This window comes from Micromonospora sp. HUAS YX12, assembly GCF_040215685.1.
GTDB lineage: Bacteria > Actinomycetota > Actinomycetes > Mycobacteriales > Micromonosporaceae > Micromonospora > Micromonospora tulbaghiae.
The window spans coordinates 6173764-6187763 of the sequence record NZ_CP157974.1; the positions used below are offsets into that span (position 1 = coordinate 6173764).

The following is a 14000-nucleotide window of genomic DNA, read 5'->3' on the forward strand; positions in this document are numbered from 1 at the left end:
TCGCGAAGATCAAGCGGCGGCCGGTCCGGGTCCGCCCGGCGAGAGGGGCACCACCGGTGCGGACCTGGTTACGCGACGCCGTCGCGCGGCTGCGCGGCGACGGGATGACGGTGGTCGAGCTGACCGCCGCCGCTGTGGTCGCCTGGATCGTGGCGGCGGTGGTGATCCGTCACCCGGACCCGTTCTTCGCACCGACGGCCGCGCTCGTCGTGCTCGGCGAGTCCCGTGGTCGGCGGCTGCGGCAGACCGTCGAGATCCTGCTCGCCGTGGCAGCCGCCGTCCTCGTCGCGGAGCTGCTGGTGTACGCGCTGGGCCCGGGCACCGAGACGGTTCTGCTGGTGCTGCTGCTGACCACCACGACGCTCGTGGTGATCGGGGCCCGCCGGGCCCTGGTCGTGCAGGCCAGCGTCTCGGCCATGTACCTGGTGGTGGTCTCCGCGCCGAACGGGACGCTGATGCCGTTCCGCTTCGTCGACGCGCTCATCGGCGGCGTGGTGGCACTGGGCGCCAGTCAACTGATGGCCGCCCGTGACCCGCTGGCGCCACTGGTGGCCCAGGCCCGCCGCAGCTACACCGATCTGGCCGACCTGCTCGACCAGGTCAACGCGGCCCTGCGCGGCTGCGACGAGGACGCCGCCCGCGCCGCGCTGGACCGGGCGCGGCAGGTGGACGACTGCGTCGCCGAAATGCAGGCCGCCGTGCTCGCCACCGGGGAGACGCTGCGGCTGGGACTGCGCCGCCGGCACCTGGGCAAGCTCGTCGAGGTGGAGGCCACGCTGCGGCAGCTCGACTACGCCGCCCGCAACATCCGCGTGCTGGCCCGGGCCGGCGTGACCCTGACCCGCCGGCACACCGCCACCCCGCCGGAGCTGGCCGCCGCGATCGGCGCGCTGACCTCCGCCGTACGGTCGGCCGGTGAGGCCATGGCCCACGACCTCACCGGCGCCGACGCCGACCGGCACGCGCAGCAGGCCGACACGGCGGCCCTGGAGGCGGTACGGATCGCCGCCGGCCTGCTCCGGACCGATCCGCCGCTGCCGGTCACCATGATCGTCGGGCAGATCCGGGCGACCGCCATCGACCTGCTGCGCGGCGTCGGCCACGACGACGTGACGGTGCTGGACCGGGTGGACGAGGCGCTCGGCCTGAGCCGGGGGTGACGAGTACGCTGCCGGCCGGTCAGCGGTGGTGGATCGGGGTGTCGAGGTCCGTCAGCCGCCGGCCGGAGCCTCCCGCGGCCAGGGCGACGAACTCGGCGGCGATCGCCACGGCGGTCTCCTCCGGCGTCCGCGCCCCCAGGTCGAGCCCGATCGGCGAGGAGAGCCGGGCGAGGGCGGCCTCGTCCACGCCCGCCTCGCGCAGGCGGCGCAACCGATCGGCGTGGGTGCGGCGGCTGCCCATCGCGCCGATGTAGCGGGCCGGGGTGCGCAGGGCGACCTGGAGCAGCGGGACGTCGAACTTCGGGTCGTGGGTGAGGACGCAGAGCACCGTCCGCTCGTCGACTGTCGTCGACTCCAGGTACGTGTGCGGCCACTGGACGACGAGGGCGTCGGCGTCGGGGAAGCGCTTGCGGGTGGCGAACACCGGACGGGCGTCGCACACAGTGACGTGATAGCCGAGGAAACGGCCGATCCGGGCCACCGCGACCGCGAAGTCGATCGCGCCGAACACGATCATCCGTGGTGGCGGCAGGTACGACTGGACGAAGACGGACACCTCGTCGTGCCGCTGCTGCCCGCGCGTACCGAGTCGGACGGCTCCGGTGGTGCCGAGGGCGAGCATGCCCTCGGCCTGCTGCGCCACCGCACGGTCCAGGTCGGCGTCGCCGAGAGTGCCGGCCACCCGGTCGGGCCAGACCACCAGCTGGGCTGTCCCGGCCGACGCCGTCGCCACCGGCTCGCCCGCGCGGATCGCGGCGAGCACCGCGTCGGGCTCGGTCAGCACGACGTCCGGCTGCACCAGGACCTCGATGGTGCCACCGCAGGTCAGGCCCACCGCGAAGGCGTCGTCGTCGCCGACACCGTAGGTCTCGGTGCGTGCCTGGCCGGTGCGTATGGCCTCCTGGCAGAGCTCGTACACCGCGCCCTCGACGCACCCTCCCGAGATGCTGCCGACGACCTCGCCGTCGGCGCAGACCGCCATGGCCGCGCCCGGCGGTCTGGGCGCCGACCTCCAGGTCCGCACGACTGTCGCGACGGCGAACCGGACGCCGGCGGCACGCCACGCGGTCAACCCGTCGACGATGTCTCGCATTGCCGCACGATCCGTGAGCAGCAGCGGCACCGTCAACGCCGACCTAAGGACTTGCTTAGGTCGGCGTTGACTTCCGCGGGCACCGGCACCACATTGACGACTTCCGGAGGTGCGATATGCAGGTGCCGGCCCCGTTCGAGTACGAACGAGCAACCAGTGTGGACCACGCCATCAGCCTGATGGAACGGCTGGGCGGCACGTCCCGGCTGATCGCCGGCGGGCACAGCCTGCTGCCGATGATGAAGCTGCGGCTGGCCAGTTTCGACTATCTCATCGACATCAACGATCTCCACGACGAGCTCGGCTACATCGAGGCGGGTCCGGACGAGCTACGCATCGGTGCGCTGACCCGGCACCGGGAACTGCTCGAGTCCACCACCCTGACGGCGGCCTTCCCGATCTTCGCCGACGCCGAACGGGTGATCGCCGATCCGGTGGTGCGCAACCGGGGCACGCTGGGCGGCTCGCTGTGCCAGGCGGACCCGTCGGAGGACCTGTCCGCGGTCTGCACCGCCCTGGACGCGAGCTGCGTGATCCGTGGGCCGGGCGGCGCCGAACGGGTGGTGTCCATGGAGGAGTTCCACGTCGGGCCGTACGAGACGGCCGTCGGCGACGGGGAGATCCTGGTCGAGATCCGGCTGCCGGTGCGGCCCGGCTGCGGCAGCGCCTACGAGAAGGTGGAGCGCCGGGCCGGCGACTGGGCGGTGGTCTCGGCCGGTGCGGCGGTCTGGCTCGACGGCGACGTGATCTCCGACGCCCGGGTCGGGCTGGCCGCTGTGGGTCCGAACACCACCGGTATCCCGGAGATCTCCGCGGCGCTGCGCGGGCAGGAGCCCAGCGAGAGCCTCTTCGAGCAGGCCGGTGCGATCGCCGCGCGCAGCTGCGATCCGGTCACCGACCAGCGGGGCAGCGCGGACTACAAGCGGCACCTGGCCGACGAGCTGACCAGACGGACCCTGCGCCGGGCCGTGCAACGGGCGAGGAGCTGAGCATGCAGGTCACCATGACCGTCAACGACGTCGAGGTCACCCGGGAGATCGAGGGTCGCCTGCTGCTGGTGCACTTCCTGCGCGATGTGCTGGACCTGACCGGCACGCACGCGGGCTGCGACACCAGCAACTGCGGCACCTGCGTCGTGTGGCTCGACGGCGAACCGGTGAAGTCGTGCACCGTGCTGGCCGCGATGGCCGGCGGACACCGGGTGCGTACCGTCGAGGGTCTGGCGAGGGGCGCGGAGCTCGACCCGGTCCAGCAGGGCTTCATCCAGTGCCACGGCCTGCAGTGCGGCTTCTGCACCCCCGGCATGATGATGACTGCCCGCGCACTGCTCGACCGCAACCCGGACCCGACCGAGGCGGAGATCCGCGAAGCGATCTCCGGTCAGATCTGCCGCTGTACGGGCTACGCCACCATCGTGCGTTCGGTGCGCTGGGCCGCCGTACACGAGGCGAACGCCGCCGCCGCGGTCACCGAGACCACCGAATCACGCGAAGCCGGCGAGATCGACAACGCCGGCCGGCCCGCCGGGAGCGTCGTATGACGACTGTGCACGAGCGCGTGGACACCTTCCACGACAACGACCAGAAGCCGGTGGGATACGGCCGCATGCTGCGGAAGGAGGATCCGCGGTTCGTCCGCGGCCGGGGCCGGTTCGTCGACGACGTCCGGCTGCCCGGCATGCTGCACCTGGCCATCCTCCGCTCGCCGGTGGCCCACGCGCGGATCCTGAGCATCGACACGAGCGCCGCCGAGGCCTCACCCGGCGTCAAGGCGGTCGTGACCGGGGCGATGCTTGCCGAGCAGGGCCTGGCCTGGATGCCGACGCTCTCCAACGACGTACAGGCCGTGCTCGCCACCGACAAGGTGCGCTTCCAGGGCCAGGAGGTGGCGTTCGTCGTCGCCGAGGACAAGTACGCGGCGCGGGACGCGCTGGAGCTGATCGACGTCGAGTACGACGTCCTCGATCCGGTCGTCGACGCCCGCCGCGCGCTCGAACCGGGCGCCCCGGTGATCCGCGACGATCTCGACGGCAAGACCGACAACCACTGCTTCGACTGGGAGACCGGTGACGAGGCGGCCACCGCGGCCGTGTTCGCCCGGGCGGACGTCGTGGTGAGCCAGGACCTGGTCTATCCGCGGGTGCACCCGGCGCCGATGGAGACCTGTGGGGCGCTCGCCGACTTCGACGCCGTCGACGGCAAGCTGCGCCTCTGGTCCACCACGCAGGCGCCGCACGCGCATCGCACCCTCTACGCCCTGGTGGCGGGAATCCCCGAGCACAAGATCCAGGTGATCTCGCCGGACATCGGCGGCGGCTTCGGCAACAAGGTGCCGATCTATCCGGGATACGTCTGCGCGATCGTCGCGTCGATCGTCACCGGGAAGCCGGTGAAGTGGATGGAGGACCGCTTCGAGAACCTGATCAGCACCGGCTTCGCCCGCGACTACATCATGCGTGGTGAGATCGCGGCGACCCGTGACGGCCGGATCCTGGCCATCCGCACCAACGTCCTCGCCGACCACGGCGCCTTCAACGGCACCGCCGCGCCGGTGAAGTACCCGGCCGGCTTCTTCGGGGTCTTCACCGGCAGCTACGACATCGAGGCCGCGTACTGCAAGATGACGGCGGTCTTCACGAACAAGGCACCGGGCGGTGTGGCGTACGCCTGTTCGTTCCGCATCACCGAGGCCGTCTACCTCGTCGAGCGGATCGTCGACTGCCTCGCCGACGAGCTGGGCATGGACCCGGCCGAGCTGCGGCTGAAGAACTTCATCCGCCCGGAGCAGTTCCCGTACACGACGAAGACCGGCTGGGTGTACGACTCCGGCGACTACGAGCCGACCATGCGGCTCGCGATGGAGATGGCCGGCTACGCCGACCTGCGGCGCGAGCAGCAGGAGAAGCGGGCCCGGGGCGAGTTGATGGGCATCGGCATCGCGTTCTTCACCGAGGCCGTCGGCGCCGGCCCGCGCAAGAACATGGACATCCTCGGCCTGGGCATGGCCGACGGCTGTGAGCTGCGCGTGCACCCGACCGGCAAGGCCGTGGTCCGGCTCAGCGTGCAGTCCCAGGGCCAGGGACACGAGACGACGTTCGCGCAGATCGTCGCCGAGGAGATCGGCATCCCGCCGGACGACATCGACGTGGTGCACGGCGACACCGACAACACGCCGTTCGGTCTCGGCACATACGGCAGCCGATCCACCCCCGTCTCCGGTGCCGCGGCGGCCCTGGTCGCCCGCAAGGTCCGCGACAAGGCCCGGATCATCGCCTCCGGCATGCTGGAGGTCTCGGTCGCCGACCTGGAGTGGGACAAGGGTTCCTTCCGGGTCAAGGGCGACCCGGGCAAGAGCGTGACCATCCAGGACATCGCGATGCGGGCGCACGGCGCCGGCGACCTGCCCGAGGGCGTCGAGGGCGGGTTGGAGGCGCAGATCTGCTACAACCCGTCGAACCTGACGTATCCGCACGGGGCGTACATCTGCGTGGTGGACATCGACCCGGGCACCGCGCAGGTCAAGGTGCGTCGGTTCATCGCCGTCGACGACTGCGGCACCCGGATCAACCCGATGATCATCGAGGGTCAGGTGCACGGCGGGCTGGCCGACGGAGTCGGCATGGCCCTCATGGAGATGATCGCGTTCGACGAGGACGGCAACTGCCTCGGCGCGTCGCTCATGGACTACCTGCTGCCCACCGCGCTCGAGGTGCCCGACTGGGAGACCGGCTTCACCGTCACCCCGTCCCCGCACCACCCGATCGGCGCGAAGGGCGTGGGCGAGTCGGCCACCGTCGGCTCCCCGCCCGCGATCGTCAACGCGATCGTCGACGCCCTCGAACCCTTCGGCGTACGGCATGCCGACATGCCGTTGACGCCGTCGCGCGTCTGGGACGCGATGCGCGGCAACGCCCGCCCGCCGATCTAGGGGAGGTGGCCATGACGACGATCGCCCGCCGTACGCATGATCTGACCGTCTCGCGCGCGCCGTTCGTGCACGCCACAGTGGTCCGGGCGCAGGACCCGACGTCGGCCCGGCCCGGCGACGACGCCGTGATCCTGGCGGACGGCACCATCGAGGGTTTCGTCGGCGGGATGTGCGCCGAGAACTCGGTGCGGGCGGCCGCCCTGGACGCCCTCCGGGACGGCAAGGCGCTGCTGCTGCGGGTCCTGCCGGACGGCGCGCCCGCCTTCCCCGACACGCCGGGGGCACGGGTCGTGGTCAACCCGTGCCACTCGGGCGGGGCGCTCGAGATCTTCCTGCGCCCGGTGCTGCCCGTACCCGTGCTGGGTCTGGTGGGCGACACGCCGATCAGCGCGGCGGTGGCCACCCTGGCTGCCTTCCTCGACTTCGAGGTGGCCACGTCCGGTGACTACTCCGGTGCGACGGCGGTCGTGGTGGCCGGCCTCGGCAAGGGCGAGCAGGACGCCGTCCGCGCCGCGCTGGATGCCGGAGTGGGGCACATCGCGCTGGTCGCCAGCCGGACCCGCGGCGCGGCGGTGCTCGACGAACTGGCGCTGTCCGACGCGGAGCGCGCCCGGGTCCGGACCCCGGCCGGACTGGAGATCGGGGCGCGCTCACCGCAGGAGATCGCGCTGTCGATCATGGCCGAGGTGGTGCGGGCACTCCGGGTGGACGGCCTCGCCTCCTCCCCCGCACCACCCGCGGCGCTCCCCCAGCAGGCAGTCGATCCGGTGTGCGGGATGACCGTCCTGGTCGGGCCGGACACACCGCACGTGCGGATCGACGGCACCGACCACTGGTTCTGCTGCCCCGGCTGCCTCGACCGGCACGTGGCGGCGTAGCCGTGTTCGTGACCGGCCTGGTTCTGGCCGCCGGGGCCTCGGTGCGCCTCGGCGAGGCCAAACAACTGCTGCCGTACCGCGGGCGGACGCTGCTCGACGCCACCCTCGACCTGGCCCGCTCGTGCGCCTTCGACCAGGTGCTGGTGACCCTCGGCGGCGCCGCCGACCTGGTCCGCGAGCGGGTGGACCTGACCGGGGTCCAGGTCGTCGAGAACGCCGAGTTCAGCACGGGCTGCGGATCGTCGGTCCGCGCCGCGACGCAGGTGGTGGACCCGCGCGCCGACGGGCTCGTGCTCCTGCTCGGCGACCAGCCCGGCGTACGGGCCGCCGACGTACGCCGGGTCACGGCGGCGACCACCCCGCTCGCGGTGTGCCGGTACGCCGACGGCCTGGGGCACCCGTTCTGGTTCGCCCGTGACGTCCTGCCGGAGCTGCGTGTCCTGCGCGGCGACAAGGCGGTGTGGAAGCTGCTGCACTCCGGCCGGCACGCGGTCACGGAGGTACCGGTGGACGGGCCGGCGCCGATCGACGTGGACACCCGCGCGGACTACCGGCGGCTGCTCTCGGGCGAGGCGCGGTGAAGGATCCGCAGGCCGTGCGGCGCCGGCTCGACGCGGTCGACTACCTGGCCGACGACGGCATGGCGATGGCCGTCTTCCTCGCGCTGGAGCTGGGCAAGCCGCTGCTGCTCGAGGGCGAGCCCGGCGTCGGCAAGACCGCGGCGGCGAAGGCGCTGGCGCGGGCGCTCGACACGACACTGATCCGGCTGCAGTGCTACGAGGGCCTGACCCCCGGTGAGGCGCTGTACGAATGGAACTACCAGCGGCAGTTGCTCGCCATCCGGCTGGCCGAGGCCCGGCACGCCTCGCTCACCGACGCCGACCTGTTCGCCGCGGAGTTCCTGCAGGAACGGCCGATCCTGCGGGCGGTACGCCACCCGGGACCGGTGCCGCCGGTACTGCTGATCGACGAGATCGACCGGGCCGACGACGAGTTCGAGGCGCTGCTGTTCGAGTTCCTCGGCGAGTCCGGGATCACCATCCCCGAGCTGGGTACGTTCACCGCGGCCACGCCGCCGGTCGTGGTGCTCACCTCCAACCGCAGCCGCGACCTGCACGACGCACTGCGCCGCCGCTGCCTGTACCACTGGATCGACTTCCCGCAGACGGACCGCGCCACCGAGATCGTCCGGCGGGCGGTGCCGGGCGCCACCGAAGGGCTGATCCGCACGGCGACCGCCTTCGTCAGCGACGTACGCGCCCTCGGCCTGGACAAGGCACCCGGCATGGCCGAGGCCATCGACTGGGTCGCCGCGTTGTCCGTGCTCGGCGCCGCCGATCTCTCCGCCGACGACGTCGTCCGGACCATCGGCACCATCGCCAAGACCCCCGACGACCGCGCCGCCGTCGCCGCCGCGCTCGGCGCACACCAGGAGAGGCCGGCATGAAGATCACCAACGAGTTCACAGTCGACGTCCCGATCGCGCGGGCGTGGGCGATCCTCACCGACCTGGAGGGCATCGCACCGTGCCTGCCGGGTGCCCGGCTGACCGGCGTCGACGGCGACGTCCACCAGGGCACGGTGAAGGTCAAGGTCGGTCCGGTCGTCTCCGAGTTCGCCGGCACCGCACGTTTCGTCGAGAAGGACGACAGTCGCTATCGGGGGGTGATCGACGCGAAGGGCCGCGACCGGCGGTCGGCTGCGAACGCGTCCGCCCTGGTCACCGCCCAACTGCGGCCGGACGGTCGGCGCACCGTCGTCAGCGTGGACACCGATCTGAAGATCTCGGGGCGGTTGGCCCAGTTCGGCAGCGGCATGATCAAGGAGGTGTCGGGCAAGCTGCTCGCCCAGTTCGTCGCCAACCTCGAGGCGAGGCTGGCGGCCGAGGAGACCGGCGACAGCACGGCCGGTGACCCGCACGAGGCCACCGCGCCTGACGCATCCGGGCCCGCACCCGCAGTCGCCGCCGCGACCGGCCCCGGCGCCTCCGCGGCTCGCACCCTCGCGGCCGAGGCGGCAGCGCCGAACACCGCCTCGCCCTCGTCCGCCACATTGCCCGGGTCCGCAGTGGCCGGCACCCCGGTGGCCGCGTCGCCCTCCACGGGTCGACCGGATGCCGGCACCGCCGCCGAACCGGAGACGCTGGACCTGCTCGACGTCGCCGGTGGTGCCGTCGTCAAGCGCCTCGTGCCGGTGCTCGTCGGGATCGTCGTCGTCGGCGCGGTGATCGCCTGGTGGGTCGCACGCAGGTGAGCGACGGTCTGCTGCGCGGCGTCGACCGCGCGGCGTTCGCGACGGCGTTCGCCGGCCGGTTGCGGCGGGCCGGCGTACCCGCCGGGCTCACCGAGGCCGGCGACTTCGTCCGGGCGCTCGGCGTATGGACACCCGGGGAGACGACCGCACTCTACTGGGCCGCCCGGATCAGCTTCGTGCGGCGGCACGCCGACCTCGCCGCCTTCGACCGCGTCTTCGCCGCTGTCTTCGCCGACGCGCCGCCGCTGCCGCTCACCCGCGTCGCGGCCCCGCCGGGCGCCCGTGACGACGTGCACCTGCCGGTGCCCGCCGACACCGACGACACCGGCGACGGTGGCGGGCTGCCGTGGGCGACGTTGCCGGCGCCCGTCGCCGTGGCGGAGCCCTCCGACGCCGGGGTGCGGCTGCCCGAGCGACGGCCCAGCGCCCTCGCCGGGCTCGCCGACCGGCCGTTCGAGGACCTCGACGGCGCCCAGCTCGAACTGCTCGGCGAGGCCCTGCGCGAGGCCGTCGCCCGCTGGCCGTCCCGGCGCACCAGGCGGCACGCCGTGGGCCCGGCCGGGCGCCGGGTCGCACTGCGTCCGACGATCGCCCGCGCCCGTCGCACCGCGTGGGAGCCCGTCGAGGTCGTCCGCGAGCGACCGGTACGCCGGCCGCGCCGGGTCGTGCTGCTGTGCGACGTCAGCGAGTCGATGCGCGCCCAGGCCCACGCGTACCTGCACCTGCTGCGGGCCTTCGCGGTGGCCGCCGACGCGGAGGTGTTCGCCTTCGCCACGACGCTCACCCGGCTCACCGTCGCGCTGCGGCACACGTCGGCGTCCGCGGCGATCGCGCACGCCAGCGCCGCCGTGACCGACCGGTTCGGGGGTACGCGCATCGCGACGAACCTGCGGGCGCTGCTCGCCTCCCCGCACGGCGAGGCGGTTCGCGGTGCGGTGGTGCTGATCGGCTCGGACGGCTGGGACAGCGACCCGCCGGCCGAGCTCTCCGCCGTGATGGCGCGGCTGAGCCGCCGTGCCCACCGGGTGGTCTGGCTGAACCCCAGGGCCGGCGCCCCCGGCTTCGCTCCCCTGGTGGCGGGCATGGCCGCGGCCCTGCCCTACTGTGACCGGCTCCTGCCGGCCGCGACGTTCCGGGACCTGCTGGACGCCGCCGATCAGCTCCAGAGCGTCACGTGCACCGAGGGCCGGAAACGGTTGACCGCGACGCCCACGCCGCGCATCATCGCCTGAATCGCCCGGGGCGTCGACGCGAAGCGGCACAGCTCGGCCGCCGCGGACGGAGTGCCGGGGGTGACGAGCACCAGCGAATGCCATGTCGCCTCGGCCGTCGCGTGCGGCCCGGACAACGCCACGAGCTGGCCGCCACGGACGTCCGGCGCGACGGTGAACGACAGCGCCGGCGCGATCCCCCGGCCGCGCTGGGCCTCACCCAGCGCTGCCGCGTGGCTCTGGAAGATCTGCTGCCGCTCCTCGGGCACACCGAGCCGGCGCAGCATCGCCGGGACAGCGCCCAGGGCGTTGGTGGCCGAAGGCCCGAGCAGCCAGGTCTGGTCGCGCAACTGCCCCGGTGACGCCGGCACACCGGCCAGCGGATGATCCGGGCCGACGACCGTCACGAGCCGGTAGTTCATCATGGGCCGGCAGGAGATCGCCGGTTCGGCCACCGGCGGCAGCGGCCCCATCGCGATGTCCGCGGCCCGAGTCAGCAGCAGCGACTCGAAGGAGCCGGGGTCGCAGACGCTCAGCTCGATGTCGAGGTCGGCGGCGCGTCTGGCGAACAGCTCGATCAGTCTCGGCGCGGCGAACTCGGCGAATTCGCTGGACGCGGCGACCCGCAGCATCCGGCGGCCGTGTGCCGCCGAACTGACCTCCAGGACCGTACGGTCCTGCAGCCCCAGCATCTCGGCCGCGCGGCTGGCGAGCCGCAGCCCGCCGGGGGTGAAGGCCAGCCCCGCCGCCGTCCGCGTGAACAGCTGATCTCCGAACTCCTTGCGCAGCTGCCCGATCAACAGCGAGACCGCCGGCTCGGAGACCTCCAGTTGTGCGGCGGCCTGCTTGACCGATCCCAGCCGGACGACAGCGACGTAGGCCCGTAGCTGCGTCGGAGTCATCGGCGTCGACCGCCCTTCTGCGGCGCCGTGGACTGCTGCGGGCAGCCCGCGGTGTACCCCGATCATTCCCCGCGGATTGCCCCGCCGCCAGGGACAGCGCACCTCGGAGCGATCCGACCGGTACGCGGGGTGAGCGCCCGCGACTCGACAGCGGCTGACGGAACGCTACGTCGTGAAGTAGGCGGCACTCTCCGCGTCGGCCGGGTAGTAGGACTCGATCGCGATTTCGTCGATCGTGATGTCCATCGGGGTGCCGAATGTGGTGATGGTCGAGAACAGCCGCAACTCTCGTCCGCCGACGCGAAGGATCATCGGTATCACGACGTCCGGTTCGATCCGTTGACTCGACGTGTCCTGCGGTTCGGGCGCCAACAGTTCTTCGTAGAGCGCGGTCAGCTCGGGGTCGGGGGCAGTGGCGAGCTGGCGTGAGATCCGGGCGCGGAACACCGCGCGCACGTCGGCCAGGTTGACGACCATGCGCGCGAGCCCGCGCGGGTCCAGTCCCAGCCGTACCAGGTTGACCGGCGGCCGCAGCAGGTCAGGAGCCACCTGCGCGAAGAACGGGTCGACAGCGCGGTTGGTCGTCACGATGTTCCACCGGCGATCGAAGACCAACGCCGGGTAGGGCTCGTGGGCGCGGAGCACCCTCCGGACAGCGTCGTGGACGGCTGACAGTGCGTTGTGGTCGAGCGGACTCTCGGCGTACCGAGGTGCGAAGCCACCGGCGAGCAGCAGCCGGTTGCGATCCCGCAGCGGCACGTGGAGCTGATCCGCGAGTCGAAGGATCATGTCGGAGCTCGGCTTGGACTTACCGGTCTCGACCAGACTGACGTGACGAGCCGAGACATCCGCAGCGATCGCGAGATCCAGTTGGCTGAGTCCCCGGCGCTGCCGCCACTGCCGCAGGAGTTCCCCGACCGTGTGCACGGTCATGGAGCGTACTCATCGTCGAGCCGGACGCCATGACATCCGATTTCATCGACAATCGAAGCGGTCACGCAAACACTGCATCCATGACCACGGAGAACCAGAGCATCGTCCAACGGGCGCTGGCAGGACTGATCGAGACGGGCGACGTCGATGCGCTCGCCCCCTTCCTGAGTGACAACTTCGTCCACCACAGGCCGGGTTCAACCACATCGACCAAGGTGGAATGGCTCGCCGCCGTCCGCGCCGCGCTGGTACCGCTTGCCGGCATGCAGGTCGAGATCCATCAGGTGCTGGCCGACGGCGATCACGTCGTGATGTACTCGCGGCGCTGGCTTCCCGACGCAGGACCGGAGATCGCGGTCGTCGACATCTGGCGGATCGACGATGGGCTGATCGCCGAGGCATGGGAGATCATCGAGCCGGTGGCCCACGTGACCGCCAACCTCGCGTGGTGGAAACCAGCTCAGCACTAACCGGGTACGGGCCGGGCAGGTGGTAGGCATGCCTGCTGTGTCGCTGACGAGGCGGTGCGCGACGATCGATCGAGCAGCGTCTCGACAGTCTCGGCGGGAGAGGCACTTGAGCCGAGGCGGGTCTGACTACCTCTACCGAGCCTCAGCGTCGGCGTCGGCGAGCCGTTCGGCCCGGGCGGTGAGGCGCACTCCGTCGGGCACCGACACTGGGCGACCATCCCTCAGATGTTGGAGCCGTCCGGCGGCAGGCCGGGCGGTGGCTGGGGGGATCCGCCCCGGCCGGCAGCCGGTGGACAGGACATGCCCAGGGTGTAGGCCGTCATGGACAACGAGCCGTAGGCGTAGCCGTCGACGAGGACCTCGGTGTCGGGGGTGTCCACGGCGGCGGCCAGACCGGCGAGATACAACGCGGGGATGAAGTGATCCGGTGTCGGTACCGCACGGCGGAAGTCCCCGTGAGCGTCGAGGGTCGCGTACTCGCCCGGGTCGGTCAACATCCGGGCCTTGGCGTCCTCGTCGAAGCGTCGCGCCCAGTCGAAGCCGTCGTCGGCCAGCGCCCAGTCCATGCCGCGCAGGTTGTGCACGACATTGCCGCTCGCCACGATCAGCACTCCGCGGCGACGCAGTGGAGCGAGCCGGGCGCCGAGTTGAAGGTGGTAGTCCATCGGCTTGTCGGCGTTGATGCTGAGCTGGACGACGGGAATCGTCGCGTCCGGAAAGGCATGCATCAGCACCGACCAGGTGCCATGGTCGATGCCCCAGCTGTCGACGTCCGCCCCGACCCAGGTTGGATGGACGACGTCACTGACCTCCTCAGCCAGTTCGGGCAGCCCCGGCGCCGGGTACTGCACCTCGAACAGCTCCTGCGGAAACCCGTAGAAGTCGTGGATGGTCCTCGGCCGGGGCATCGCGGTGACGGCCGTGGCGTTGATGTACCAATGGGCACTGACCACCAGGATCGCGCGGGGACGCGGCACCGCGGCGCCGAAGGCTCTCCACGCGGAGGTGTACCGGTTGACCTCGAGGGCGTTCATCGGGTTGCCGTGGCCCAGGAACGCCGCGGGCATCAACACATCCAGGGCCGGGTGTACGTCTGAAGGCACGTGGACACGATAGTGCCGCCTCGCAGCGGTTCCGGCCTGAATCACGCTCCTCGGCGGATCGGTGATCGAG

14 protein-coding genes are annotated in these 14000 nt (G+C 72.0%); 10 read left to right on the forward strand and 4 right to left on the reverse strand.

The window, feature by feature from the left end:
- Positions 1-56: 56 nt before the first annotated feature.
- Positions 57-1160 carry an FUSC family protein gene (locus ABIH81_RS29295; protein ID WP_349878096.1) on the forward strand — a complete coding sequence of 368 codons (1104 nt, stop codon included), beginning with the start codon at positions 57-59 and terminating at the stop codon, positions 1158-1160.
- A 19-nt stretch (positions 1161-1179) separates the two neighbouring features.
- Here ABIH81_RS29295 and ABIH81_RS29300 read toward each other — a convergent pair whose 3' ends face one another.
- A complete protein-coding gene (locus ABIH81_RS29300; protein ID WP_121683323.1) occupies positions 1180-2253 on the reverse strand; it encodes an XdhC/CoxI family protein in 1074 nt (357 codons plus the stop codon).
- A 158-nt stretch (positions 2254-2411) separates the two neighbouring features.
- Between ABIH81_RS29300 and ABIH81_RS29305 the strand changes: the two genes are divergently transcribed.
- The 8 genes from ABIH81_RS29305 to ABIH81_RS29340 are packed head-to-tail and all read left to right on the forward strand — an operon-like array spanning position 2412 to position 10543.
- Positions 2412-3242, forward strand: a complete 831-nt coding sequence (locus ABIH81_RS29305; RefSeq protein WP_349878097.1) for a xanthine dehydrogenase family protein subunit M — start codon at positions 2412-2414, stop codon at positions 3240-3242.
- Between the two features lie 2 nt (positions 3243-3244).
- Positions 3245-3793 (forward strand): (2Fe-2S)-binding protein, encoded by a 549-nt coding sequence (locus ABIH81_RS29310; protein WP_349878098.1) that lies wholly within the window; start codon positions 3245-3247, stop codon positions 3791-3793.
- Positions 3790-6180: an aerobic carbon-monoxide dehydrogenase large subunit gene (locus ABIH81_RS29315; RefSeq protein WP_349878099.1), complete on the forward strand. Its 2391-nt coding sequence runs from the start codon at positions 3790-3792 to the stop codon at positions 6178-6180. Before ABIH81_RS29310 ends, ABIH81_RS29315 begins: the two co-directional genes overlap by 4 nt.
- An 11-nt stretch (positions 6181-6191) precedes the next feature.
- On the forward strand, positions 6192-7058 hold the full coding sequence (locus ABIH81_RS29320) for an XdhC family protein (protein ID WP_349878100.1): 867 nt from the start codon (positions 6192-6194) through the stop codon (positions 7056-7058).
- A gap of 8 nt (positions 7059-7066) precedes the next feature.
- Positions 7067-7639 (forward strand): nucleotidyltransferase family protein, encoded by a 573-nt coding sequence (locus ABIH81_RS29325; protein WP_349878101.1) that lies wholly within the window; start codon positions 7067-7069, stop codon positions 7637-7639.
- Complete coding sequence (locus ABIH81_RS29330) at positions 7636-8505, forward strand: MoxR family ATPase (RefSeq protein ID WP_349878102.1); 870 nt, start codon at positions 7636-7638, stop codon at positions 8503-8505. The genes ABIH81_RS29325 and ABIH81_RS29330 overlap by 4 nt, the downstream gene beginning before the upstream one ends.
- Positions 8502-9311, forward strand: coding sequence for an SRPBCC domain-containing protein (locus ABIH81_RS29335; protein ID WP_349878103.1), 810 nt, complete (start codon positions 8502-8504; stop codon positions 9309-9311). The genes ABIH81_RS29330 and ABIH81_RS29335 overlap by 4 nt, the downstream gene beginning before the upstream one ends.
- Positions 9293-10543 (forward strand): VWA domain-containing protein, encoded by a 1251-nt coding sequence (locus tag ABIH81_RS29340; protein WP_349878104.1) that lies wholly within the window; start codon positions 9293-9295, stop codon positions 10541-10543. The genes ABIH81_RS29335 and ABIH81_RS29340 overlap by 19 nt, the downstream gene beginning before the upstream one ends.
- On the opposite strand, the gene ABIH81_RS29345 is transcribed toward ABIH81_RS29340, so the two are convergent.
- The gene (locus tag ABIH81_RS29345) at positions 10468-11424 is read right to left on the reverse strand and encodes a LysR family transcriptional regulator (RefSeq protein ID WP_349878105.1); all 957 of its coding nucleotides are present in this window, start codon (positions 11422-11424) and stop codon (positions 10468-10470) included. The two genes, ABIH81_RS29340 and ABIH81_RS29345, sit on opposite strands and share 76 nt — an antisense overlap.
- A gap of 165 nt (positions 11425-11589) precedes the next feature.
- Complete coding sequence (locus ABIH81_RS29350; RefSeq protein WP_349878106.1) at positions 11590-12357, reverse strand: helix-turn-helix transcriptional regulator; 768 nt, start codon at positions 12355-12357, stop codon at positions 11590-11592.
- 80 nt (positions 12358-12437) lie between these two features.
- On the opposite strand from ABIH81_RS29350, the gene ABIH81_RS29355 reads away from it, so the two are divergent.
- A complete protein-coding gene (locus tag ABIH81_RS29355) occupies positions 12438-12827 on the forward strand; it encodes a nuclear transport factor 2 family protein (protein ID WP_349878107.1) in 390 nt (129 codons plus the stop codon).
- 221 nt (positions 12828-13048) lie between these two features.
- Here ABIH81_RS29355 and ygiD read toward each other — a convergent pair whose 3' ends face one another.
- The gene (gene ygiD, locus ABIH81_RS29360) at positions 13049-13975 is read right to left on the reverse strand and encodes a 4,5-DOPA dioxygenase extradiol (RefSeq protein WP_349878108.1); all 927 of its coding nucleotides are present in this window, start codon (positions 13973-13975) and stop codon (positions 13049-13051) included.
- Positions 13976-14000 lie beyond the last annotated feature (25 nt).

Excerpts from the sequence above, each read along its gene's own strand:
- ABIH81_RS29300 (WP_121683323.1), bottom strand. The coding sequence starts at position 2,253 with ATGCGAGACATCGTCGACGGGTTGACCGCGTGGCGTGCCGCCGGCGTC.
- ABIH81_RS29310 (WP_349878098.1), top strand. The coding sequence starts at position 3,245 with ATGCAGGTCACCATGACCGTCAACGACGTCGAGGTCACCCGGGAGATC.
- ABIH81_RS29315 (WP_349878099.1), top strand. The coding sequence starts at position 3,790 with ATGACGACTGTGCACGAGCGCGTGGACACCTTCCACGACAACGACCAG.
- ABIH81_RS29320 (WP_349878100.1), top strand. The coding sequence starts at position 6,192 with ATGACGACGATCGCCCGCCGTACGCATGATCTGACCGTCTCGCGCGCG.
- ABIH81_RS29335 (WP_349878103.1), top strand. The coding sequence starts at position 8,502 with ATGAAGATCACCAACGAGTTCACAGTCGACGTCCCGATCGCGCGGGCG.
- ABIH81_RS29345 (WP_349878105.1), bottom strand. The coding sequence starts at position 11,424 with ATGACTCCGACGCAGCTACGGGCCTACGTCGCTGTCGTCCGGCTGGGA.
- ABIH81_RS29350 (WP_349878106.1), bottom strand. The coding sequence starts at position 12,357 with ATGACCGTGCACACGGTCGGGGAACTCCTGCGGCAGTGGCGGCAGCGC.
- ABIH81_RS29355 (WP_349878107.1), top strand. The coding sequence starts at position 12,438 with ATGACCACGGAGAACCAGAGCATCGTCCAACGGGCGCTGGCAGGACTG.